The 22,318-nt window shown below is 64.9% G+C and carries 20 protein-coding genes and 1 pseudogene; 20 read left to right on the top strand and 1 reads right to left on the bottom strand.

The window, feature by feature from the left end:
- The first annotated feature begins 374 nt into the window (after nucleotides 1-374).
- From mraZ to moaC, 18 genes are all read left to right on the top strand, one after another.
- Entirely contained in the window at nucleotides 375-821 is a 447-nt protein-coding gene (mraZ, locus tag B0T39_RS12325; protein ID WP_081546979.1) for a division/cell wall cluster transcriptional repressor MraZ, read from the top strand.
- Nucleotides 818-1,780 (top strand): 16S rRNA (cytosine(1402)-N(4))-methyltransferase RsmH, encoded by a 963-nt coding sequence (gene rsmH / locus B0T39_RS12320; protein WP_081546977.1) that lies wholly within the window; start codon nucleotides 818-820, stop codon nucleotides 1,778-1,780. Before mraZ ends, rsmH begins: the two co-directional genes overlap by 4 nt.
- Nucleotides 1,777-2,049 carry a cell division protein FtsL gene (gene ftsL, locus B0T39_RS12315; protein ID WP_081546975.1) on the top strand — a complete coding sequence of 91 codons (273 nt, stop codon included), beginning with the start codon at nucleotides 1,777-1,779 and terminating at the stop codon, nucleotides 2,047-2,049. The genes rsmH and ftsL overlap by 4 nt, the downstream gene beginning before the upstream one ends.
- Nucleotides 2,049-3,797, top strand: coding sequence for a peptidoglycan D,D-transpeptidase FtsI family protein (locus B0T39_RS12310; RefSeq protein WP_081546973.1), 1,749 nt, complete (start codon nucleotides 2,049-2,051; stop codon nucleotides 3,795-3,797). The genes ftsL and B0T39_RS12310 overlap by 1 nt, the downstream gene beginning before the upstream one ends.
- A 7-nt stretch (nucleotides 3,798-3,804) precedes the next feature.
- Complete coding sequence (locus tag B0T39_RS12305; protein WP_081546971.1) at nucleotides 3,805-5,286, top strand: UDP-N-acetylmuramoyl-L-alanyl-D-glutamate--2,6-diaminopimelate ligase; 1,482 nt, start codon at nucleotides 3,805-3,807, stop codon at nucleotides 5,284-5,286.
- A complete protein-coding gene (locus B0T39_RS12300; RefSeq protein WP_081546969.1) occupies nucleotides 5,283-6,644 on the top strand; it encodes a UDP-N-acetylmuramoyl-tripeptide--D-alanyl-D-alanine ligase in 1,362 nt (453 codons plus the stop codon). Before B0T39_RS12305 ends, B0T39_RS12300 begins: the two co-directional genes overlap by 4 nt.
- 1 nt (nucleotide 6,645) lies before the next feature.
- Complete coding sequence (gene mraY, locus B0T39_RS12295; protein WP_081546967.1) at nucleotides 6,646-7,731, top strand: phospho-N-acetylmuramoyl-pentapeptide-transferase; 1,086 nt, start codon at nucleotides 6,646-6,648, stop codon at nucleotides 7,729-7,731.
- A gap of 8 nt (nucleotides 7,732-7,739) precedes the next feature.
- Nucleotides 7,740-9,116 (top strand): UDP-N-acetylmuramoyl-L-alanine--D-glutamate ligase, encoded by a 1,377-nt coding sequence (gene murD, locus B0T39_RS12290; RefSeq protein WP_081546965.1) that lies wholly within the window; start codon nucleotides 7,740-7,742, stop codon nucleotides 9,114-9,116.
- On the top strand, nucleotides 9,113-10,270 hold the full coding sequence (ftsW, locus tag B0T39_RS12285; RefSeq protein ID WP_081546963.1) for a putative lipid II flippase FtsW: 1,158 nt from the start codon (nucleotides 9,113-9,115) through the stop codon (nucleotides 10,268-10,270). Before murD ends, ftsW begins: the two co-directional genes overlap by 4 nt.
- 132 nt (nucleotides 10,271-10,402) lie before the next feature.
- Nucleotides 10,403-11,485: an undecaprenyldiphospho-muramoylpentapeptide beta-N-acetylglucosaminyltransferase gene (gene murG, locus B0T39_RS12280; protein WP_081546961.1), complete on the top strand. Its 1,083-nt coding sequence runs from the start codon at nucleotides 10,403-10,405 to the stop codon at nucleotides 11,483-11,485.
- A 37-nt stretch (nucleotides 11,486-11,522) separates the two neighbouring features.
- Nucleotides 11,523-12,914 carry a UDP-N-acetylmuramate--L-alanine ligase gene (murC, locus tag B0T39_RS12275; protein ID WP_081546959.1) on the top strand — a complete coding sequence of 464 codons (1,392 nt, stop codon included), beginning with the start codon at nucleotides 11,523-11,525 and terminating at the stop codon, nucleotides 12,912-12,914.
- A 23-nt stretch (nucleotides 12,915-12,937) separates the two neighbouring features.
- Entirely contained in the window at nucleotides 12,938-13,849 is a 912-nt protein-coding gene (locus B0T39_RS12270; RefSeq protein ID WP_081547019.1) for a D-alanine--D-alanine ligase, read from the top strand.
- Nucleotides 13,839-14,564 (top strand): cell division protein FtsQ/DivIB, encoded by a 726-nt coding sequence (locus B0T39_RS12265; RefSeq protein ID WP_081546957.1) that lies wholly within the window; start codon nucleotides 13,839-13,841, stop codon nucleotides 14,562-14,564. The genes B0T39_RS12270 and B0T39_RS12265 overlap by 11 nt, the downstream gene beginning before the upstream one ends.
- A 19-nt stretch (nucleotides 14,565-14,583) precedes the next feature.
- Entirely contained in the window at nucleotides 14,584-15,822 is a 1,239-nt protein-coding gene (ftsA, locus tag B0T39_RS12260) for a cell division protein FtsA (RefSeq protein ID WP_081546955.1), read from the top strand.
- Nucleotides 15,823-15,950: 128 nt separating this feature from the next.
- Complete coding sequence (gene ftsZ / locus B0T39_RS12255) at nucleotides 15,951-17,141, top strand: cell division protein FtsZ (protein WP_039755403.1); 1,191 nt, start codon at nucleotides 15,951-15,953, stop codon at nucleotides 17,139-17,141.
- A gap of 111 nt (nucleotides 17,142-17,252) precedes the next feature.
- Nucleotides 17,253-18,164, top strand: a complete 912-nt coding sequence (gene lpxC / locus B0T39_RS12250) for a UDP-3-O-acyl-N-acetylglucosamine deacetylase (protein ID WP_166451204.1) — start codon at nucleotides 17,253-17,255, stop codon at nucleotides 18,162-18,164.
- A 2-nt stretch (nucleotides 18,165-18,166) separates the two neighbouring features.
- A complete protein-coding gene (locus B0T39_RS12245; RefSeq protein ID WP_081546951.1) occupies nucleotides 18,167-18,349 on the top strand; it encodes a hypothetical protein in 183 nt (60 codons plus the stop codon).
- A 24-nt stretch (nucleotides 18,350-18,373) separates the two neighbouring features.
- A complete protein-coding gene (gene moaC, locus B0T39_RS12240; RefSeq protein ID WP_019102329.1) occupies nucleotides 18,374-18,853 on the top strand; it encodes a cyclic pyranopterin monophosphate synthase MoaC in 480 nt (159 codons plus the stop codon).
- 34 nt (nucleotides 18,854-18,887) lie between these two features.
- Here the strand turns inward: moaC and panS are convergent.
- Nucleotides 18,888-19,794 (bottom strand): annotated as a pseudogene (gene panS, locus B0T39_RS12235) (ketopantoate/pantoate/pantothenate transporter PanS).
- A 171-nt stretch (nucleotides 19,795-19,965) separates the two neighbouring features.
- Here panS and dsdA point away from each other — a divergent pair.
- Together dsdA and dsdC are read left to right on the top strand one after the other, a co-directional pair.
- On the top strand, nucleotides 19,966-21,324 hold the full coding sequence (gene dsdA, locus B0T39_RS12230) for a D-serine ammonia-lyase (RefSeq protein WP_081547017.1): 1,359 nt from the start codon (nucleotides 19,966-19,968) through the stop codon (nucleotides 21,322-21,324).
- Between the two features lie 14 nt (nucleotides 21,325-21,338).
- A complete protein-coding gene (gene dsdC, locus B0T39_RS12225; protein ID WP_081546949.1) occupies nucleotides 21,339-22,265 on the top strand; it encodes a DNA-binding transcriptional regulator DsdC in 927 nt (308 codons plus the stop codon).
- Nucleotides 22,266-22,318 lie beyond the last annotated feature (53 nt).

Genomic DNA, 22,318 nt, shown 5'->3' with positions numbered 1-22,318 from the left:
CCGACGGAACTCCAGGGCGGCGGCGCCGATAGTGGCGCCGCCGCCCTGTTTTTGTGTTGCGGCGCGGCAAGTGGTCTTGCATTGGACTGTCCTTGGAAATATTCCCAGGCCGGAGTTGTGGTGTTTCGAGAATAGTTCGAGTGTTAACAGCTCACTTTGACTGATGTTTTTAAGCCTCTGATTTGACAAGGAATCCGCTTTTTGCGCTGTCCGCTAAGTCATTGTCTCAAAAGGTGAATTAGAACTTCTCGATGTTGACCGTGGGGAAGTTCTTTCTTATAGTGGCGGAAAGTGGGGTGAAGTGGGTGAAAGTGGGGCATTTGCCCCAGGGGGCGACGGCCCCTTAGGTTTATTCGGTCAGCGGGCTCGAAATCATGATTGGTGGCGTCAGCATCTTGTCTCTCGATAGCAAGGGGCGTTTGGCTATTCCGGCTAAACACCGCGAGACACTGCTGTCCGCTTTCGGGCACAAACTGATCGTCACCCTCGAGTCCCAAGACCACTTGCTGATCTACCCCGAACCCAACTGGCGTCCGGTCGAAGCCCGCCTGTTAGCCCTTCCCACCGGCAATCCCACTCTGAAACGTTACCAGCGCCTCGTGCTCGGCCACGCGGAAACGCTGGAAATGGACAGTGCCGGACGCATTCTGCTGCCCGCGCGCTTGCGCGATCTCACCGGACTCGACAAAGACGTCGCGCTGGTGGGCATGGGCAACCGCTTCGAGCTGTGGAATGCCGAGGAATGGGACAGTCAGACCGCTGACGCCCTGGCCATCGATCAAGCCGATCTGGCCCAACACCTTGGAGACTTTACGCTGTGAGCACCACCCCTTTCGTGCACCTGACGGTGCTCTTGACCGAAGCGGTCGACGCGCTTGCCATCCGGCCGGATGGCGCCTACGTCGATTGCACTTTCGGTCGAGGTGGCCACAGCCGCTTGATCCTGTCGCGACTGGGGCCGCAAGGCCGCCTGATCGCCTTCGACAAGGATCCCGAAGCCATCGCCGTGGCCACGCGGCTGGCGGAGGAAGACCCGCGTTTTCAGATCGTGCACAACGGTTTTGAAGCGCTGGGGCAGGAACTGGACCGCCTGGGCGTGCCCCAGGTGGACGGCGTGTTGATGGATCTGGGCGTGTCCTCGCCGCAGATCGACGACGGACGGCGCGGTTTCAGCTTCCGTTTCGACGCGCCCTTGGACATGCGTATGGATACCACCCGCGGCATCACCGCGGCCGAATGGTTGGCGACGGCAGACGAGGCCGATATCAGAGAGGTCATCAAGACTTATGGTGAAGAGCGGTTTGCTCGCAAGATCGCAGCAGCCATTGTTGCGCAAAGGGCTGACGCCCCCCTCCAGACCACGCGTGAGCTCGCCTTGCTCGTTGGGCAAAACGTCCGTACTCGGGAACCGGGTCAGGACCCCGCAACGCGTACCTTCCAAGCGATACGGATCTTTGTGAACCGCGAGCTGGACGAACTCAAGGCGGTGCTGCCGCAGGCGGCGCGCCGTCTGGCGGAAAACGGCCGTCTGGCGGTGATCTGCTTTCACTCGCTGGAAGACCGCATCGTCAAGCAATACCTGCGCGACGCCAGCAGCGAGGAAAAACTGCCGGCCTGGGCGATGGTGCGCGCTGCCGACATGGCGCAGCCGCCGATGTCCACCGTGGGCAAACCGGTGCGCGCGGGCGATGAAGAGGTACGCGCCAACGCGCGCTCCCGCAGCGCCATCATGCGTGTGGCCGAGCGCACCGCCGCGCCGTGGCGGGAGATCGACGCATGAACAAGCTCAACGCGATACTGCTGGTCATCGTGGTGCTGTCCGCCTGGTCGGTGGTCACCTCGACCCATGTGTCGCGCAAGCTCTACAGCGATTTGCAGAAAGAGCGCAAATCCGTGCAGCAGCTGGAGATCGAGTTCGGACAGCTGCAGTTGGAGCAGAGCACCTGGGGCGCGCACGCGGTGATTGAGAAAGCCGCGTCCAGCCGCCTCGACATGCATACCCCGGATCCGCGTCAAATCCAGGTGGTTTCGCCTGGAAAGGGGAAGTGATGCGTACTTACTCCCCGCGCCACCAGCAACGCATCCCGGACGCCAGCCCCGCGCTGCGCATGAAGCCGGGCCGCGTGCGCTTTGTGCTGCTGATGCTGGCGCTGTTGTTTCTGGCGCTGATCGGCCGCGCGGTTTACCTGCAAGTGGTGCAGCAGGACTTCCTGCAAAACCAGGGGGAGGCGCGTTTCCGTCGCGCAATGACGCTGGAAGCCAACCGCGGCGTGATCACCGATCGCAACGGCGAACCGCTGGCGATCAGCTCGCCGGTACAGACGATTTGGGCCAGCCCTGCGGACATGGAGCCGGTGCCGCCGGCCAAGCTGCGCGAACTGGCGGCGATGCTGGATCTGTCGCCGGAAGAACTGTCGGCCAAGCTGTCCGACCGCAAGAAGGAGTTCGTCTACATCAAGCGCCAGATCAGCCCGGAATTGGCCGACAAAGTGATGGCGCTGGGCGTGCCCGGCATCGCCAAGCAGCAGGAATTCCGCCGCTTCTACCCGGCCGGCGAAATCGTGTCCCACATCATTGGCTTCACCGGCGTGGACGGCAAGGGCCAGGAAGGCGTGGAGCTGGCGCGCGAGAAGATGTTGGCCGGCAAGGACGGCCGCCGCGTAGTGCTGAAGGATCGCCGCGGCCACATCATTGAAGACGTCGCCGCCATCGAGCCGCCGCGAGACGGCCAGAAGCTGGCGCTGGCGGTGGATCACCGCATCCAGTATTTGGCTTACCGCGAGCTGAAGGCCGCTGTGGAGTTGAACAAGGCCAAGGCGGGCAGCGTGGTGGTGCTGGACGCTCATACCGGCGAGTTGTTGGCGCTGGCCAATTACCCGTCGTTCAACCCTAACAACCGCAGCGGCGTAACGCCGGAAATGATGCGCAACCGCGGCGTGATCGATCTGTTCGAACCGGGTTCGACGATGAAGCCGCTGTCGATCTCGCTGGCGCTGGAAAACGGCAAGGCCGGCCTCAACACGGTATTGGACACTCACTCTTACATGATAGGCCCGGCCACCATTCGCGACGTGGCGCCGCGGTCCAGCCTGGACATCCTGGGCATCATTCAGAAATCGTCCAACGTCGGCACCAGCAAGCTGGCGCTGATGAGTTCGCCGGAACAATCGTGGAAGCATTACGACGCGCTGGGCTTTGGCCGCGCGCCGGAAACCGGTTTCCCCGGCGAGGCCGGCGGCCGGCTGCGCGACTGGCACAACTGGCGGCCCATCGAGCAGGCGACGATGTCCTTCGGCTACGGCATCTCGGTCAGCCTGATTCAGATGGCGCGCGCCTACACCGTGTTTGCCAACGACGGCGTGATGTTGCCGATTTCGCTGTACAAGACCGCCTCCCCGATGCCGGGCAAGCGCGTGTTGGCGGAAAAGACCGCGCACGAAATGCGCGACCTGCTGATCGCCAACAGCCAGCCGGGCGGCGGCGCCGTCGGCGGCCGCATTATCGGCTACAGCATAGGCGGCAAAAGCGGCACCGCGCGCAAGCTGGAAGGCCGCACCTACGTGGCCAACAAGCACCGCGCGCTGTTCATGGGCTTCGCGCCGGGCAAATCGCCGCGGGTGATCGTGTCGGTGATGATAGACGAGCCCTCCGCGGGCAAATATTACGGCGGCGCGGTGGCTGCGCCGGTGTTCTCGCAGATCGCCGGCGGCGCGCTGCGGGTGCTGAACGTGCAGCCGGACGAGCCCTCCAACAACACTTTATTGCCGGAATCCACCCCGGTGCCGGTGGATTTTTGATCAGATCATGAAAAGCCGTTTGACTCCCATGCCGGACTGGAATCCGGCCGACATCAAGCAGTTGGGACTGCCCGTCAAGCGGGTAGAGACCGACAGCCGCCGCGTGCTGCCCGGCGACGTGTTCCTGGCATGCCCCGGCCTGCATTCCGACGGCCGCGACTACATCCAGGCCGCGCTGGCGAAAGGCGCGGCCGCGGTGTTGTGGGACGACGCCGGCGGCTTCGTCTGGAGCCCGCTGTGGCAAGCGCCCAATCTGCCGGTGCCGCATCTGCGCGACCGCATCGGCATGCTGGCGGCCGAGGTCTACGGCTACCCCAGTCGCGCGCTGCGCGTAATCGGCATCACCGGTACCAACGGCAAGACTTCCATTTCCCATTGGCTGGCGCAGGCTTTCTCGCTGCTGGGCCAGAAGGCGGCGCTGATCGGCACCGTCGGCAACGGCTTTTACGGCGAACTGACCGAAACCACCCATACCACGCCGGACCCGGTGACCATTCAGCAAAAACTGGCTGAATACCGCCGCCAGGGCGCGCACGTGGTGACCATGGAAGTGTCCAGCCACAGCCTGGATCAAAGCCGCGTCAACGGCGTGGACTTCGCCACCGCGGTGCTGACCAATCTGACTCGAGACCATTTGGACTATCACGGTTCGATGAAAGCCTACGGCGAATCCAAGAAGAAGCTGTTCTTCTGGGAAGGCCTGAAGCACGCGGTGATCAACGCCGACGATGAATTCGGCCGTCAACTGGCCGCCGAAATCGACCCGGCCCAGACCCAGGTGGTGACTTACGGCCTGGAGCAGGGCGATGTGCGTCCGCTGGCGCTGGCCGCCACGCTGGACGGCCTGCAGTTGACGGTGACCACGCCCTGGGGCGTCGCTGATGTGCGCACCGGCCTGGTGGGGCGTTTCAATGCCGCCAATCTGCTGGCCTGTCTGGCCACGCTGTGCGTCAACGGCGTCAGTCTGCGCGACGCCGCCGCGGTGATGGCGCGCATTCAGCCGGCGCGCGGCCGCATGCAGAGCGTGGGCGGCGCGCACGAGCCGCTGGTGGTGATCGACTACGCCCACACTCCCGACGCGCTGGAAAAAGCCTTGTCCACGCTGGCCGAGATTCGCCCGGAAGGCGGCCGCCTGTTCTGCGTGTTCGGCTGCGGCGGCGACCGTGACCCGGGCAAGCGCCCGATGATGGGCGCCATCGCCGAGAAAATCGCCGATGTGGCGGTGTTGACCAGCGACAATCCGCGCACCGAAGACCCGCAAGCCATTCTGCGCGACGTGCTGGCCGGCATGGACGCCGCGCGCACCCATGTCGAGGTGGACCGCGAAGCCGCCATTCACTGGGCGGTGAGCCAGGCGAGCGCCGGCGACGTGGTGCTGGTGGCCGGCAAGGGACATGAGGAATACCAGGACATCGCCGGCGTCAAGCGGCCGTTCTCCGACTTCCGCGTGGCGGAAGAGGCGTTGACCGCCTGGGGAGAACGCGCATGATGACGCTGCTGCAGGCCGCCGAGCTGGCCCGGGGCGCTTTGAGCGGCCCGGACGGCGACATCCTGCGCGTGGTGACCGACAGCCGCGAGGCCGGTCCCGGCGATCTGTTCGTCGCCTTGAAGGGCGAGCGCTTCGATGCCCACGATTTCGTCGCCGATGTGACGGCCAAGGGCGCGGCCGCGCTGGTGCGCGCTGATTTCGAGTTGCCGGGCGCGAGTCTGGTTCGCGTGGACGACACCCGCCTGGCCCTGGGCCGGCTGGCCTCCGGCTGGGCGCTCCGCCTGCCGGCGCTGCGCATCGGCGTCACCGGCTCCAACGGCAAGACCACGGTCAAGGAAATGCTGGCCGCGATTCTGCGTCGCCACGCCGGCGCGGACGCGGTGCTGGCCACTGTCGGCAACTTCAACAACGACATCGGCCTGCCGCTGACCCTGCTGCAACTGACGCCGGCGCATCGCTACGCGGTGCTGGAAATGGGCATGAACCATCACGGCGAGCTGCGTTACCTGACCGGCCTGGCCCGGCCGCGCATCGCGCTGGTCAATAACGCGATGCGCGCTCACTTCGGCTATTTCGGCTCCACCGAAGAAGTGGCGCGCGCCAAGGCGGAAATCTTCGAAGGTCTGGACGCCGACGGCGTGGCGGTGCTGAACGCCGACGACGTCAATCTGGCCTTGTTCCGCCGCGCGGCGGACGGCCATCGCCAGGTCGCCTTCGGCTTGAGTTCCGAGGCGGACGTTCACGCCGCGGAGATCGAACTGGGCGCACTCAGCAGCCGTTTCACCTTGCGCTGCGCCGACGGCGAACGGCGGATCGAACTGCCGGTGCCGGGCGAACACAATGTGCGCAACGCGCTGGCCGCCGTCAGCCTGGCCCTGGCCGCCGGCGTGCCCTTGGACGACATCGCCGCCGGTCTGGCGGCCTTCGGCGGTGCCAAGGGCCGTTTGCAGCTTAAGCAAAGCCCGCGCGGTTTGAGCGTGATCGACGACAGCTACAACGCCAACCCGGACTCGATGAAGGCCGGAATCGACGTGCTGACGCGCTTGCCCGCGCCGCGCTGCTTCGTGATGGGCGACATCGGCGAATTGGGCGAAGCCGCCGACGCGCTGCACGCGGAAGTGGGCGAGTACGCGCAGGCGAGTGGCATTGATCTGCTGCTGACGCTGGGCGAAGCCTCGCGTCATGCCGCCGTTGCCTGCGGCGCGGGCGGCAAACATTTTGATTCGATTGACGAGTTGTACGAGTTTCTCGACCGGCAGTTGCCGTTGGGTGCCTCCGTTCTGGTCAAGGGGTCGCGCTTCATGCGCATGGAACGGGTGGTGGAACACCTGATGCAACAATTTAGAGAGGAACAATAACGTGCTGCTCTGGCTGGCTGAACTGCTGGGCTCCCACATCCGGGCCTTCAACGTCTTCAACTACATCACGCTGCGCGCGGTGATGGCGGCGCTGACCGCGTTGGCGATCTCCCTGCTGCTGGGGCCGTGGGTGATTCGCAAGCTGACCGAACTCAAAGTGGGCCAGGCGGTGCGCAACGACGGCCCGCAAACCCATCTGGTCAAGGCGGGGACCCCGACCATGGGCGGTTCGCTGATCCTGCTGGCCATCGGCCTGACAACCTTGCTGTGGGCGGATCTGTCGAACAAATACGTGTGGCTGCTGCTGGCGGTGATGTTCGGTACCGGCGCGCTGGGCTTTTACGACGACTGGCGCAAGGTGGTGTACAAGGACCCGAAAGGCGTGTCCGCCAAGTTCAAGATGGGCTGGCAGTCCGCCATCGCCATCGGCGCCGGCGTGTTCCTGATCGCCACCGCCAAGCTGCCGGCGTCCACCGAGCTGATCGTGCCCTTCGTCAAGACCGTCTCCTATCCGCTGGGCGCGATCGGTTTCTGCATCCTGACCTACTTCGTCATCGTCGGCACCTCCAACGCGGTGAATCTGACCGACGGCCTGGACGGTCTGGCGGCCTTGCCCACCGTGCTGGTGGCGGCAGGGCTGTCCATCTTCGCCTATGTCGCCGGCCACGCGGTGTTTTCCAAATATCTGGGCCTGCCCTTCATTCCCGGCGCGCACGAGGTGGTGGTGTTCTGCGCGGCGATGTGCGGCGCCTGCCTGGGATTTTTATGGTTCAACGCCTATCCGGCCCAGGTTTTCATGGGCGACGTGGGCGCGCTGGCGCTGGGCGCGGCGCTGGGCACCGTGGCGGTGATCGTGCGTCAGGAGATCGTGCTCTTGATCATGGGCGGCCTGTTCGTGGTGGAAGCGCTGTCGGTGATGATCCAGGTGGCTTCGTTCAAGCTCACCGGCAAGCGGGTGTTCCGCATGGCGCCGCTGCATCACCACTATGAATTGAAAGGCTGGAAGGAAACGCAAGTGGTGGTGCGTTTCTGGATCATCACCATGATGCTGGTGTTGGCCGGCCTGTCCACCATCAAGTTGCGTTGAGGAAGAACATGGATTACGCGAATCGTCACGTCGTGGTGGTGGGCTTGGGAGGCTCGGGCCTGGCGGCCGCGCGCTACCTGGCCGCGCACGGCGCGCGCGTGAGCGTGGCCGACGCCAAGCCGTCGGCCGAGCGCGTGGCCGAACTGCGCGCCTTCCTGCCGCAGGCGGAAGTGCGCGGCGGCGATTTCAGCGACCAGACCTTCGCCGACGCCGACTTGCTGGTGCTGAGTCCGGGCGTGCCGCTGAAGAACCCAGCCGTCTCCGCCTTCCGCCAAGCCGGCGGCGAGGTGATAGGTGATATCGAAGTGCTGGCGCGGGCGATTCGCGGCGACGGCAGCAAGGTGATCGCCATTACGGGCTCCAACGGCAAGAGCACCGTCACCAGCCTCGCGGGCCATTTGTGCGCCGCCGCCGGCCTGGACGCGGTAGTAGCCGGCAATATCGGCCTGGCGGTGCTGGAAGCGCAGCTAGAACGCGAGCAAAGCGGCAAGCGTCCGGACGTGTGGGTGTTGGAGCTGTCCAGTTTTCAACTGGAATCCACTTACAGCCTGGAGGCCGACGCCGCCACGGTGTTGAACATTTCCGAGGACCACCTGGACCGTTACGAGGATCTGCTGGACTACGCCCATACCAAGACCCGGGTGTTCCGCGGCGCCGGCGTCCAGGTGCTGAACCGAGACGACGCGCTGGTGCGCGCGATGGTGCGGCCCGGCCGCGCGGTCAAATGGTTTTCGCTGACAGAGAATGCCGCATACGCGTTGCAGCAGGATGACGGCCGCTACTGGCTGAGCCTGGACGGCGAGCGGGCTTTCGATTGCGCCGAGATGCGTTTGCAGGGCCTGCACAATGCCGCCAACGCACTGGCCGCGCTGGCCTTGTGCGAGGCCGTGGGCGCGCCGCGCGCCGCGCTGTTGCAAGGGCTGAAAACCTTCCAGGGCCTGGAGCATCGCGTCGAGCTGGTAGACGAAATCGCCTCGGTTGCGTTTATCGATGATTCCAAGGGCACCAATGTCGGCGCCACCGAAGCGGCGTTGAACGGCATGACTCGTCCGGTGGTGTTGATCGCCGGCGGCGACGGCAAGGGCCAGGACTTCGCGCCGCTGGCGCCGGCCTGCCGCCGCATCGCCCGCGCCGTGCTGCTGATCGGCCGCGACGCAGGCAAGATCCGCGCCGCGCTGGCTGACTCCGGCCTGCCGCTGCACGACTGCGAGACGCTGGAAGAAGCCACCCGCTGCGCGGCGGAACTGGCGCGGCCGGGCGACGTGGTGTTGCTGTCGCCGGCCTGCGCCAGCCTGGACATGTTCCGCAACTACGCGCATCGCGCCCAGGTGTTCATCGACGCCGTGCGCGAGCTGAAGCGGCAAGCGGAGGCGACGCGGCCATGATCGTGCACGGAGCCCGGCGCTACGCCGCCATCAAGCCGTTCGACGAAGCGCTGTCCTGGGCGCTGGCCCTGCTGTTGTCGATCAGCCTGGTGATGGTGTACTCGGCGTCCATCGCCTACGCCGAGGCCGACGCGGCCACGCACAACCGCTACTTCTATCTGATTCGTCACCTGATCTTCATGACGATAGGGCTGAGCGCGGCCTATATCGCTTTCCAGATTCCGACGGCGTTCTGGCAGAAGTACTCCGGCAAGATTTTCCTGATTGGGCTGGTGTTGCTGGTGCTGGTGCTGATTCCCGGCATCGGCAAGATGGTCAACGGCTCGCGGCGCTGGATCAATCTGTTCGTGCTGAACCTGCAGCCGTCCGAAGTGATGAAGTTCGCCACCGTGCTGTACGCGGCGGATTACACCGTGCGCAAGAGCCATCTGCTGCACAGCCTGAAAGAAGGCTTCGCGCCGATGTTCGCCGCCATGGTGGTGGTGGCCTTCCTGCTGCTGCGCGAGCCGGACTTCGGCGCGCTGATGGTGGTGATGAGCATCGCGATGGGCGTGCTCTTCCTCGGCGGCATCAATATGCGCATCTTCAGCGGGCTGGCGGTGATGGCGGTGGGCGCCATCGTGGTGTTGATCATCTCCTCGCCGTATCGGTTGAAGCGGGTGCTGGGCTTCATGGACCCATGGGACGACCCGTACGGCAAGGGCTACCAGCTGTCGCATTCCTTGATCGCCATTGGTCGCGGCGAGTGGTTCGGCGTCGGCCTGGGCGGCAGCATAGAGAAATTGTTTTACCTGCCGGAGGCGCATACCGACTTCATCATGGCGGTGATTTCGGAAGAATTCGGCTTTGCCGGCATTTGCGTGGTGGTGGGCCTGTACGCCTGGATTGTGCGCCGCGCTTTCCACATTGGCGTGGAGTCGAAAAAGCTGGAGCGTTACTACCAGTCGCTGGTGGCGCAGGGCCTGGGCATCTGGCTCGGCATTCAGGTGTTTTTCAACATCGGGGTGAATATGGGCCTGCTGCCGACCAAGGGTTTGACCTTGCCGCTGATGTCCTTCGGCGGCTCGGCGATGTTGATGAATTTGATCGCGGTGGCGGTGCTGCTGCGAGTTGATTATGAAAACCGAAGGATTATGCGGGGCTATAAGGTTTAGCCCCGAATAAGGAAAGAGGGCAAGTCTTTCCAGGTGCCTTGGCGCCGCATCCTTCGGTTGCTGCGAGCCCGAAGGGCGAAGCAAAAACCAGCGCATGATGCGCGGCAACGAGAGTTAACGGAACGGATAGAAATGGCGAATCGCACGGTCATGGTGATGGCGGCTGGCACGGGTGGACACATTGTCCCCGGCCTTGCCGTGGCCAAGGAATTGCAAAGCCGGGGCTGGAAGGTGGTGTGGCTGGGCACCCGGCGCGGCATGGAGAACAAGCTGGTGCCGCCGACCGGCATTCCGCTGGAGCGGCTGAACTTTCACGGCGTGCGCGGCAAGGGGCTGTTGGGCTCGCTCAAGGGGGCTCTGCAGCTGCTTGGCGCTTTCTTCAGCAGCGCGGCGCAGATTTTCCGCCATCGCCCGGACGTGGTGCTGGGCATGGGCGGCTACGTCTGCTTGCCTGGCGGCGTGATGGCGGGCCTGCTGTGGAAGCCGCTGGTTTTGGTCAACGCCGACGCCGGCCTGTTGTTGAGCAATAAGGCTTTGCTGCCCTTCGCCAAGAAATTGGTCTGCGGATTCGATGGGGACGCGGCGCGCAACGGCAAGGCGCTGGTCACCGGCAATCCCGTTCGCGGCGAGATCGAGAGCATCGCCGCGCCGGCGGAACGTTTTGCCGGGCGCAGCGGCCCGCTGAAGGTGTTGGTGGTCGGCGGCAGCCTGGGCGCCAAGGTTTTGAATGAAACCCTGCCGCAGGCGATGGCCAAGTTGCCGGCCGAGCAGCGGCCGCAATTGACGCACCAGACCGGCGAGGCGAATGTCGCCGCGGTCGAGGCCGCTTATCAGGCCGCCGGCTTGCGAGAGCAGGTGGAATTGTTGCCCTTCGTCGACGACATGCCTAAGCGCCTGGCCGAATGTGACTTGGTGATTTGCCGTGCCGGCGCGATCACGGTCAGCGAATTGTGCGCGGCCGGCGTGCCCAGCGTGCTGGTGCCGCTGGTGGTGTCCACCACCGGCCATCAGCGCGACAACGCCGAGTGGATGGCGCAGGCCGGCGCGGCCTGGCATCTGCCGCAGAAAGAATTGAACGCCGACGGGCTTGCGGGCCTGTTGGCGGGTTTGGATAGAGACCAGTTGCTGGACAAGGCTGAACGCGCGCGCGCGCTGGCCCGCTCCGGCGCGGCCGGCCGGGTGGCCGACTTGTGCCAGCAGCTGGCCAGGGAATGACAGGGCGTCATATGAGCGCTCAAGCAGAGACACAGACATGAAACACAGGGTCAAACACATACATTTCGTCGGCATCGGCGGCGTGGGCATGTGCGGCATCGCCGAGGTGCTGCACGGCCTGGGCTTTACCGTGTCCGGCTCCGATATGGCGGAAAGCGCCACCAGCAAGCGGTTGATCGACCAGGGCATCCGTGTGTTCTATGGCCACGACGCCACCTATATGCACGGCGCCGACGTGGTGGTGACCTCTACCGCGGTCAAGTCCGACAATCCTGAAGTGCTGGAAGCGCGCGCCAACAAGATACCGGTGATCCCGCGCGCGCTGATGTTGGCTGAACTGATGCGCTTCAAACAGGGCATCGCCATCGCCGGCACCCACGGCAAGACCACCACCACCAGCCTGACCGCTTCGGTGCTGGGCGCGGCTGGTTTGGATCCCACCTTCGTCATCGGCGGCAAGTTGACCGCGGCCGGCACTAACGCACGCCTGGGGTCCGGCGAATTCCTGGTGGCCGAGGCCGACGAATCGGACGCTTCTTTCCTGCATCTGACTCCGGTGATGGCGGTGGTGACCAATATCGACGCCGACCACATGGACACCTACGACCACAGCTTCGACAAGCTCAAGCAGGCCTTCGTCGACTTCTTGCAGCGATTGCCGTTCTACGGCCGCGCGGTGCTGTGCGTGGACGACCCGAATGTGCGCGAGATCCGCGGCCGCATCACCAAGCCGGTGACCACTTACGGCCTGGACGATTCCGCCGACATCTACGCCGAGAACGTGCGCGCCGCCGCCGGCCAGATGCATTTCGACGTGGTGGTGAAGAATGGCAAGGAAGTGCGCTTCCCGGTGGTGCTGAACATGCCGGGTCGCCACAACGTGCTCAACGCCTTGTCCGCCATCGCCATCGGCCTGGAGTGCGGGGCCAGCGTGGAAGCAATCCAGCAAGGCCTGGCCGAGTTCGCCGGCGTCGGCCGCCGCTTCCAGCGCTATGGCGAAGTGCCGGCCAAGGAAGGCGGCAGCTTCACCCTGGTGGACGATTACGGCCACCACCCGGTGGAAATGGCCGCCACGCTGGCCGCGGTGCGCGGCGCCTTCCCGGACAAGCGCCTGGTGCTGGCCTTCCAGCCGCACCGCTACACCCGCACCCGGGATCTGTTTGAAGACTTCGTCAAAGTGCTGTCCAGCGTGGACGCCTTGTTGCTGTCCGAAGTCTACGCCGCCGGCGAAGCGCCCATTGTGGCCGCCGACGGCCGCGCCTTGGCGCGCGCGGTGCGGGTTCTGGGCAAGGTGGAGCCGGTGTTCGTCGAGGACATCGCCGAGATGCAGCAGACCATTTTCGATCAAGCTCGCGACGGCGACGTGGTGGTGACCATGGGCGCGGGTTCCATCGGCGCGGTGCCGGCCAAAGTGGCGGCGGGCGCGTGATGATGAATGACAAGGACAAGGCAATGAAGCAGTACGGCAAGGTAGCGGTGATGATGGGCGGGAGCTCCTCCGAGCGCGAAGTGTCGCTGATGAGCGGCGCCGGCGTGCTCAAGGCCCTGCAGTCCCGCGGCGTGGACGCCCATAAGTTCGATCCGTCGGAACAGCCGCTGACGGCGTTGAAGGAAGAGGGTTTCGATCGCGTATTCAACATCCTGCACGGACCCTTCGGCGAAGACGGCACCTTGCAAGGCGTGTTGGAAAGCATGGGGCTGCCGTATACCGGTTGCGGCGTGATGGCGTCGGCAATCTGCATGGACAAATGGCGCACCAAGCTGTTGTGGCAGGGCGCCGGCCTGCCGATCCCGGCATTCGAGCTGCTGGACGAGAACAGCGACTTCGCCGCGGTGGAAGCCAAGCTTGGCCTGCCCATCTTCGTCAAGCCGGCCACCGAGGGCTCCAGCATCGGCGTGACCAAGGTCAAGCAGCCGGGCGAATTGAAGGCGGCGTTCGAAGAGGCTCGCAAATACGACAGCATCGTGATCGCCGAACGTTTCATCGGCGGCGGCGAGTACACCTGTGCGGTGATTGGCGATACGGCCTATCCGACGATCAAGATCGAGCCGGCGACCGAGTTCTACGACTACGACGCCAAGTATTTTCGCGACGACACCGTCTACCGTTGCCCGTCCGGCCTGAGCGAAGCGCTGGAACAGCGCGCGCGCGAACTGTCGCTGGCGGCTTTCCGCGTATTGGGCGGCCGCGGCTGGGGCCGGGTGGATTTCCTGATGGACGAGGCCGGCGGCATTTACTTGCTGGAAGCCAACACCAATCCGGGCATGACCAGCCATAGCCTGGTGCCGATGGCGGCGCGGGCGATGGGCATCAGTTACGAGGATTTGTGCCTCAAGGTGCTGGATATGGTGCATGTGGGATAACCATCGGTTGCTAAAAGGCCTGGCCAATTTGATGCTGGCCGCCGCAGCGCTGATGTTGCTGTATGCAGGAGGGTTCTGGTTGACGCACGCTCCGGTGTTTTCGGTGAAGAAGATCCAGATTCGCGGCGACATGAAACGCGTGACGCCGGAACAGCTGAAGTTCATTGCCGAGCATGAGCTGTCCGGCACCTTCTTCACGCTGGACATCGACAAAACGCGGGCGGCCTTCGGCAAATTGCCGTGGGTGCGGGATGCCCAGGTGCGGCGGCGCTGGCCGGACGCGCTGGATATTTCGGTGGAAGAGCATGTGGCGCTTGCGCGCTGGGGAGAGAACGGCCTGGTCAATACCCGAGGAGAGCGGTTCGACGCCGCCAGCGATCAGGACCTGCCGGTGTTTTACGGGCCGGCGGGGGCAGAGAAGGACATGAGCGAAATGCTGGGCGGGCTGCGTCAGGATCTGGCCCCGGCGGGCGTCAAACCCGCGGAGCTGTGGCTGTCCAGCCGCCGCGCCTGGAGAGTGGGGCTGGACAACCAGGTGAAGCTGGAGTTGGGACGCAACGACGTAAGTCCGCGCGCCCGCCGCTTCGCCCAGTACTGGAAGAGCAAATTGGCGGCGTTGCCGTATCACGTGGAATACGTGGATATGCGCTACCCGAATGGATTCGCCGTGCGGATGCCCGATTACAAGGCGCCGCCGGCCAAGGGAAACAAGTAATTAGCAGTTGGAGCGACAGGTGAGCAAACCAAAGGAAAGCAAGAACATGCTGGTTGGCCTCGACATCGGCACATCCAAGATCGTGGCGATCGTCGCAGAAGTCCTGGAGGACGGCCAACTCAATATCGTCGGCATGGGCCACACCCCGTCGCGCGGTTTGAAGCGCGGCATGGTGGTGAACATCGAATCCACGGTGCAGGCCATCCAGCGCGCGCTGGAAGAGGCCGAGCTGATGGCCGACTGCAAGATTCACGAGGTGTTCGCCGGCATTGCCGGCAGCCACATCAAGAGCGTGAACTCGCACGGCATGGTGGCGATCAAGGATCGCGAAGTCACCAAGATGGACATCGACCGCGTGATTGAAACCGCGCGCGCGGTGACCATCCCGCCGGACCATCAGGTGTTGCACATCCTGACTCAGGAATACAGCATCGACGGCCAGGAAGGCGTGCGCGAACCGCTGGGCATGAGCGGCGTGCGGCTGGAAGCCAAGGTGCACATTGTCACCGGCGCGGTGTCCGCCGCCCAGAACGTGACCAAGTGCGTGCGCCGCTGCGGCCTGGAAGTGTCCGACCTGGTGCTGCAGCCGATGGCCTCCGCCATCGCGGTGCTGTCGGAAGACGAAAAAGACCTGGGCGTATGTCTGATCGACATCGGCGGCGGCACCACCGACATCGCGGTGTACGCCAACGGCGCGATCCGCCACACCGCGGTGATTCCGATCGCGGGCGACCAGATCACCAACGACATCGCCATGGCCTTGCGCACGCCCACCAAGGAGGCCGAGGACATCAAGATCCAGCACGCGGTGGCGCTGGTGGCGATGGCCGACCCCAGCCAGATGATCGAGGTGCCGGGCGTGGGCGAACGCGGGCCGCGGCAGATGTCGCGCGCCACGCTGGCCGAAGTGGTGGAGCCGCGGGTGGAAGAGCTGTTCCAGCTGGTGCAGCAGGAACTGCGCCGCAGCGGCTTCGAGGATTTGCTGTCCTCCGGCATCGTGCTCACCGGCGGCGCCAGCCTGATGCCGGGCATGGTGGAGCTGGCGGAAGAAGTGTTCCACATGCCGGTGCGCGTCGGCGTGCCCAAGTATGTGGGCGGCCTGGCGGAAGTGGTGAAGACCCCGCGCTTCTCCACCGGCGTCGGCCTGCTGTTGTACGGCAAGGATCAGATTCAAACGCATGCCGGCCCCAAGGTGGAGTCGGCGGGCGTGGGCCAGATGTTCTCGCGCATGAAGGCGTGGTTCGCTGGCAATTTTTAAGAGTTTGTTGACGATCCGCAGATCGTGAACATTGTACTAAGCGCTACGCGGCCGGCGCATTCGCTGGCCACGATAGCGATCGGGCAGATGTATCGGGTAGGTAGCTCATCTTTATTGAGGAGAGGAAAATGAGCGGAATGGTCTTTGAAGTTATGCAAGAAACCGCCAATGTGGCGATCATCAAAGTCATCGGCGTTGGCGGCGGCGGTTGCAACGCCATCGACAATATGATCGACGGCAATGTGCACGGCGTGGAATTCATCTGCGCCAACACCGATGCTCAGTCGCTGCTGCGCAACAAATCGCCGCAGAAACTGCAGTTGGGCAACAACCTGACCCGCGGCCTGGGCGCGGGCGCCAATCCGGAAGTGGGCCGCAGCGCGGCGCTGGAAGACCGCGAACGCATCGCTGAGATGCTGCGCGGCTCCAATATGGTGTTCGTCACCGCCGGGATGGGCGGCGGCACCGGCACCGGCGCGGCGCCCGTGGTGGCCGAAGTGGCCAAGGAAATGGGCATCCTGACCGTGGGCGTGGTCACCCGGCCGTTCGAGCACGAAGGCAAGCGCATGAAGGTGGCGCAGAACGGCATCGAGGATCTGAAAAAGCACGTCGATTCGTTGATCGTGATTCCCAATGAGAAACTGATGGAAGTGCTGGGCGACGACGTGACCATGCGCGAAGCCTTCCGCGCCGCCGACGATGTGCTCAAGGGCGCGGTGGCCGGCATCGCCGAGGTGATCACTTGCCCGGGCCTGATCAACGTCGACTTTGCCGACGTGCGCACCGTGATGAGCGAAATGGGCCTGGCGATGATGGGTTCCGCCTACGCTTCCGGCATCGACCGCGCCCGCGTGGCCGCCGAGCAGGCCGTGGCCAGTCCGCTGCTGGACAATATCACTCTGGAAGGCGCGCGCGGCGTGTTGGTCAATATCTCCACCGCGCCGGGTTGCCTGAAGATGAGCGAGTACCGTGAAATCATGGGCATCGTGCGTCAGTACGCGGACGAAGACGCGCAGATCAAGTTCGGCACCGCCGAAGTGGAAGACATGCCGGAAGACACCATCCGCGTGACCTTGATCGCCACCGGCCTGGGCCAGAAGAAAACCGCCCGCAACACTGAGGAGCGGCCGGAGTACATCAAGATCGTGAAGACCGGCACCGACGACCGCGCGGTGGAAGTGGTCAGCTACGACGACTTCGACACCCCGGCCATCATGCGCCAGGGCCGTCGCCGCGCCGCGCCGTCCATGGACTTCTCCAACCCGGAAGTGAGCGAAAGCTACGATATCCCGGCCTTCCTGCGCAAGCAGGCGGACTGAGGCGGAGCCGCTATAGAAGAAAGCTATTTAATACTGCAAATCAATCAATAAAGTGCGGTTTTTGACTGTGCTAGAATCGGGCATTCCCATCTGTTTGAGAAGTCCGACATGATATTGCAGCGCACGCTGAAACAAGCGATAAGCGCCACGGGTGTGGGTTTGCACTCCGGCGAGCGGGTGAAGCTCACCCTGCTGCCGGCCGCGCCCGACACCGGGATCGTCTTTCGCCGCACCGACTTGCCCGAGCCGGTGGAGGTGAAGGTGGATCCATCGCTCGTCAACGACACGCGACTCTCCTCCACGCTGGTGACTGATACCGGCGTGCGTGTCGGCACGATTGAGCATTTGATGTCGGCCCTGGCGGGCTTTGGCATCGACAACCTCGTGATTGAGGTCACGGCGGCGGAAATCCCCATCATGGACGGATCCGCCGCCCCTTTCATTTACCTGCTGCAGACCGCGGGCGTGGCCGAGCAGAACGCCAAGAAGCGCTTCATCCGCGTGATGCAAACGGTGGCGGTGGAAGAGCGCGGCGTGTGGGTGAAGCTGGAGCCGCACGACGGCTTCAAGGTTACCCTGTCGATCGACTTCAACCATCCGGCCTTCAATCTGGCGCCGCAGACGGTGGCGGTGGATTTCGCGCGTCATTCCTATACCGACGAAATCAGCCGCGCGCGCACCTTCGGCTTCATGCACGAGGTGGAGTACATGCGCAACCACGGCCTGGGCCGCGGCGGCAGCCTGGACAACGCCATCGTGATCGACGACGAATACGTGCTGAACCCGGAAGGCCTGCGCTTCCCGGATGAATTCGTCCGCCACAAAATCCTGGACGCCATCGGCGACCTCTACATCATCGGCCATCCGCTGATCGCCGCCTTCTCCGGCCACAAGTCCGGCCACGCGATGAACAACAAGCTGTTGCGCAAGCTGCTGGAAACGCCGGAAGCCTGGGAATACGTCAGCTACGACGATCCGCTGGACGCGCCGTCCAGCTTCCACCGGCTGCCGGAGGTGGCCTAGCGGTGTTCGGCTTCTGGCGCTTGTGGCTGCTCGTCACCATCCTGCTGCTGGGTTGGGCAGGCGTCTGTTATCTATTGACCCGCAATCCGCTCTACCTGCACTACCTTGGCCGAATCGCCCGCTGGAGCGGCGGCCTAGTGGTGCTGGTCAGCGCCTTCTGGCTGATTTACCGGCTGCTGTCCTAAGCGGGCCGGAGGAGTGATGAACCCATGTCCGAATTGACACATTTCGATGCCGGCGGCCAGGCCCATATGGTCGACGTCGGCGCCAAGGCGCACACTCGCCGCCGCGCGGTGGCCGAAGGCCATATCCGCATGCTGCCCGCCACCTTCGCGCTGGTGAAAGGCGGCGGCCATAAAAAAGGCGATGTGCTCGGCATCGCCCGCATCGCCGCCATCATGGCGTCCAAGAAGGCCGCGGACCTGATCCCGCTCTGCCACCCGATCGCGCTGACCCGCGTGGCAGTGGACTTCGAACTGCTGGAGGCCGACAACGCGGTGCGCATCGAAGTCACCGCGGAATGCAGCGGCCAGACCGGGGTGGAAATGGAGGCGCTGACCGCCGCCAACGTTGGTCTGCTGACCATTTACGATATGTGCAAGGCGGTGGACCGCGGCATGGTCATCGACGGCGTGCGCTTGTTGGAGAAAGAGGGCGGCAAGAGCGGGCATTGGCGGGTGGAAAGCTGATCCGGCGCGATGTCGCTCGCAGTCTCATGTGTCGTTACCCGTGTTGTTCCGCACCGGCCGGCGTCCGCTCGGCGGGCTTGTCCCGCCAATAGCCGGCCAGCAGCGAGCCGGAAATATTGTGCCAGACCGAGAACAGCGCGCCGGGCAAGGCCGCCAGCGGGCTGAAGTAGGCCTTGCCCAACTGGGCGGCCAGGCCGGAGTTCTGCATGCCCACCTCAATCGCCAGCGTGCGGCACACCGATTCGTCGAAGCCCAGCAAACGTCCTCCCCAATACCCGCCCAAGAGCCCGATGGCGTTGTGCAGCATCACCGCCAGAATGGTCAGCCCGCCCACCGCGGCGATATGGTTCTTGCTGCCGGCGACGATGGCGGCGATCAGCGCGACGATGGCCAGCATGGACAATAGCGGCAGCAGCGGCTCCAGCCGGCGGACTTGAGGCGCGAAGAAACGATGGGCCAGCAGGCCCAGGCCTATCGGCAGGATGACGATCTGCAGAATGCTCAGCAGCATCGCCGCCACTTCCACCTTGATCGCCGCGTCCACGTACAGCCGGGTCAGCAGAGGCGTGGCCACTACCCCGACCAGCGTGGACAGCGAGGAGATGGTGACCGATAGCGCCACGTCGCCGCGCGATAGATAGATGATCACATTGGACGCGGTGCCGCTGGCGACGCTGCCCACCAGAATCATGCCGATGGCCAGTTCAGTCGGCATCTGGAACAGCCGCGCCAGCGCCCAGGCCGGCCAGCACCGGCGCCGGCCGGCTCAGCACCCGTTTGAAATCGTCCAGCGTCAGCGTCAACCCCATCGCGAACATGATCACCGCCAGCAGCAGCCCGGTATGCGGCAGTAGCGGGGTGAACGCCGCCGGCCGCTGGTAAGCGACGGCGGACAGCAGCAAAGCCCAAAGCGGGAACAGGCGGGTGATCTTGGCGAGCACGGCGACTCCTGACGGCGGATAATCCGCACATCATAGGCGATGCGCCCCGGTGTCTGGCAAGTTCGCGAGTTCATATGGCTGATCCAGCGTCAGCCGTCGCTTGCGCAATCGTCTTTTGCCAGCGGCGGCGCGGCGCGGTTTAATCGGGTCTTCGATTTCGTGGAGCGCGCGATGCAAGCGACGATTGCCGGCAAGACCGTGGCCGACTGGCAGGCCAGCCACCCCTTATTGACGCCCTTGATGGCCTTGCAGCCCTTGGCTTGGTTCAACCCCGCGCTGGCGTCGTCGGCGGAAGCGCTGGCCGACGTGGGCCTGAGCCGGGCCGATGTCGCGGACGCGGACGCGCGCTTGCGTCGCTTCGCGCCCTATCTGGCGAGGGTGTTCCCGGACGCTGCCGCCAGCGGCGGCATCATCGAATCGCCGCTGCTGCCGTTGCCGGCGATGCGCGCGGTGCTATGGGCCGAGGCCGGGCGGGTGGACGGCGGCAGCCTGTGGCTGAAGGCGGACAATCTGCTGCCCATTTCCGGCTCCATCAAGGCGCGCGGCGGCATCTACGAGGTGTTGAAGCATGCGGAGGCCCTGGCGCTGAGCCACGGCCTGCTGCGGGAGGAGGAGGACTACGCCGGGCTGGACAGCGCCGAGGCGCGGGCCTTCTTCGGCGGCTACCGGGTGGCGGTGGGCTCCACCGGCAACCTGGGCCTGTCCATCGGCATCATCAGCGCCAAGCTGGGCTTCCAGGCCAGCGTGCATATGTCGGCGGACGCGCGACAGTGGAAGAAGGACTTGCTGCGCAGCCATGGGGTCGAGGTGGTCGAGTATCCGTCCGATTACAGCGTGGCGGTGGCCGAAGGCCGCAAGCAGGCGGCGTCCGATCCGCGCTGCCATTTTGTCGACGACGAGAATTCGAAGAACCTGTTCCTAGGCTACGCGGTGGCGGCGGAGCGCCTGCGCGGCCAATTGGCGGAGCAGGGCGTACGAGTGGATGCCGAACACCCGCTGCTGGTGTATCTGCCCTGCGGTGTGGGCGGCGGGCCGGGCGGGGTCGCCTTCGGCCTCAAGCTGGTTTTCGGCGACGCCGTGCATTGCCTGTTCGCCGAACCCACCCACGCGCCCTGCATGCTGCTGGGCGTCTACACCGGACTGCATGATGAAGCGGCGGTGCAGGACTTCGGCATCGACAATCTGACCGCCGCCGACGGCTTGGCGGTGGGCCGCCCATCCGGCTTCGTCGGGCGCGCAATGCAGCGGCTGATAGACGGCTATTACACGGTGGACGATGGCGAGCTCTACCGCTTGCTGGCCATGCTGGAGCGCGAGCAGGGGCTGCGGCTGGAGCCGTCGGCGCTGGCCGGCATGCCGGGGCCGCTGCGGGTGCTGGGCGAGTCCCAGGGTTACCGTCAGCGGATGGGCTTGAGTCCGGCACGGCTGGCGCGCGCTGCGCATCTGGTGTGGGGCACAGGCGGCGGCATGGTGCCGCCGGCGGAAATGGACGCCTATCTGGCGGAGGGCCGGCGACGGCTGACGACGTGAACGATACTGGCGATATGCTGAACCTCCCTCCGCGCGCCGGCGTCCGGCTGGACGGCGCGCAATGGTCCAATCTGCACACTTTCGCGGCGGCGGCGCGGCATCTGAGTTTCGCCCGCGCCGCCGACGAGTTGTGCCTGAGCGCCAGCGCGGTCAGTCATCGCATCGCCAGGCTGGAACGGGCGCTGGGCACCCGCTTGTTCCTGCGGCTGACCCGCAGCCTGCGTTTGAGCGAGGACGGCGAGCGCATCTACCAGGCCTGGCTGGCCGGCCAGGCGCAACTGGAGGCGGCTTTGAATCCGAGAGACGAGGCAGAGCCGGCCGGCGCGGTGGCGCTGTACGCGCGGCCCTCACTGGCGCAATGCTGGCTGGCGCCGAGGCTGGCGGATTTCGCCGAGCGCCATCCGCGCATCGCGCTGGATATCCGCAGCGGCAACGAGATGGTGGATTTTCGCACCTGGAACATCGACCTGGCGTTGTATTACTCGGCAGGCGAGTTTCCCGGTCTGGACGCGCAGCGCCTGATGGACGAGCAAGTGGCGCCGGTATGCAGCCCGGAGTACGCGGACCGGTATGGCCTGCACGGCAATCCGGCGGCCTTGGCCGATTGTTTGCTGCTGCACGACGCCCAGGCCTGGGAGCGGGCGGCTCACGATGCTGAATGGCGCGAGTGGGCACGCCGCCGGGGCGTGGCGTTGCCGTCGCGCGGCATGAGTTTTGACCGTTCCGATTTGTGCGCCCAGGCGGCCGCGCATCACGCCGGGGTGGCGCTGGGCCGGCGGCGCCTGGTTCAAGAGCGGGTGGAGCGCGGCGAACTGATGCTGCCGCTGGGGCCGTTCGAGCCGCTGGGACCTCAGGCGTATTATCTGGTGCGCGCGGAGCAATCGCCGTCTCCGCGGGTGCGGGCGGTGATGGACTGGCTGTGCCGGTGCGCGGCGGATTAACTCCTTTCCTTTCCTCTTTTCACGCCGCCCTATCGCGCGTTTTCCCGGCGGCG

Source organism: Chromobacterium haemolyticum (genome assembly GCF_002081825.1).
GTDB classification, from domain to species: Bacteria; Pseudomonadota; Gammaproteobacteria; order Burkholderiales; family Chromobacteriaceae; genus Chromobacterium; species Chromobacterium fluminis.
Note: the sequence above shows the minus strand (reverse complement) of the source record. Positions and strands in the feature narration are given on the sequence as shown.

What these genes read in the sequence shown, in the direction of transcription:
- ftsL (WP_081546975.1), top strand. Translation starts at nt 1,777, where the DNA reads ATGAACAAGCTCAACGCGATACTGCTGGTCATCGTGGTGCTGTCCGCC.
- ftsZ (WP_039755403.1), top strand. Translation starts at nt 15,951, where the DNA reads ATGAGCGGAATGGTCTTTGAAGTTATGCAAGAAACCGCCAATGTGGCG.
- dsdA (WP_081547017.1), top strand. Translation starts at nt 19,966, where the DNA reads ATGCAAGCGACGATTGCCGGCAAGACCGTGGCCGACTGGCAGGCCAGC.
- B0T39_RS12265 (WP_081546957.1), top strand. Translation starts at nt 13,839, where the DNA reads ATGTGGGATAACCATCGGTTGCTAAAAGGCCTGGCCAATTTGATGCTG.
- B0T39_RS12310 (WP_081546973.1), top strand. Translation starts at nt 2,049, where the DNA reads ATGCGTACTTACTCCCCGCGCCACCAGCAACGCATCCCGGACGCCAGC.
- ftsW (WP_081546963.1), top strand. Translation starts at nt 9,113, where the DNA reads ATGATCGTGCACGGAGCCCGGCGCTACGCCGCCATCAAGCCGTTCGAC.
- B0T39_RS12270 (WP_081547019.1), top strand. Translation starts at nt 12,938, where the DNA reads ATGAAGCAGTACGGCAAGGTAGCGGTGATGATGGGCGGGAGCTCCTCC.
- B0T39_RS12300 (WP_081546969.1), top strand. Translation starts at nt 5,283, where the DNA reads ATGATGACGCTGCTGCAGGCCGCCGAGCTGGCCCGGGGCGCTTTGAGC.
- murG (WP_081546961.1), top strand. Translation starts at nt 10,403, where the DNA reads ATGGCGAATCGCACGGTCATGGTGATGGCGGCTGGCACGGGTGGACAC.
- dsdC (WP_081546949.1), top strand. Translation starts at nt 21,339, where the DNA reads ATGCTGAACCTCCCTCCGCGCGCCGGCGTCCGGCTGGACGGCGCGCAA.
- moaC (WP_019102329.1), top strand. Translation starts at nt 18,374, where the DNA reads ATGTCCGAATTGACACATTTCGATGCCGGCGGCCAGGCCCATATGGTC.
- mraZ (WP_081546979.1), top strand. Translation starts at nt 375, where the DNA reads ATGATTGGTGGCGTCAGCATCTTGTCTCTCGATAGCAAGGGGCGTTTG.
- B0T39_RS12305 (WP_081546971.1), top strand. Translation starts at nt 3,805, where the DNA reads ATGAAAAGCCGTTTGACTCCCATGCCGGACTGGAATCCGGCCGACATC.
- murD (WP_081546965.1), top strand. Translation starts at nt 7,740, where the DNA reads ATGGATTACGCGAATCGTCACGTCGTGGTGGTGGGCTTGGGAGGCTCG.
- murC (WP_081546959.1), top strand. Translation starts at nt 11,523, where the DNA reads ATGAAACACAGGGTCAAACACATACATTTCGTCGGCATCGGCGGCGTG.